Consider the following 397-nt stretch of genomic DNA (forward strand, 5'->3'; position numbering starts at 1 on the left):
GTGGAGAGTTGCGGGACCTCGGGCGGCTTCCGTGTCCGATGGTCAGACGCAAAGGCGAGCGCGGCTTCACCCGCGTGAGTTGGGACGCGGCCCTCGGTCTCATCGCGGATCGCATCCGCGCGAGCTCACCGGATCGCCTCGGCTTCTACATGACGAGCCGCGGGCAGCCCAACGAGAACTACTACGCGGCCCAGAAGATGGCGCGCGCGATCGGAACGAACGCCATCGACAACGCCGCACGCGTGTGCCACGCGCCCAGTACCGCGGGACTGAAAGAAGCGGTCGGCGTCGCGGCGACCACTTGCTCCTACGAGGACTGGATCGGAAGCGATCTCGTGGTGTTCATTGGCTCGAACGTGGCCAACAGCCAGCCGGTCAGTATGAAGTACCTCTACCA

The 397-nt window shown here is 65.2% G+C and carries 1 protein-coding gene; it reads left to right on the plus strand.

Annotated elements, in window-relative coordinates:
* The coding region (locus tag GEV06_28810; GenBank protein ID MPZ21845.1) for a molybdopterin-dependent oxidoreductase at window positions 1-397 on the plus strand (397 nt) is incomplete at both ends.

The sequence above is a fragment of the Luteitalea sp. genome, from assembly GCA_009377605.1.
Classification (GTDB): Bacteria; Acidobacteriota; Vicinamibacteria; order Vicinamibacterales; family Vicinamibacteraceae; genus WHTT01.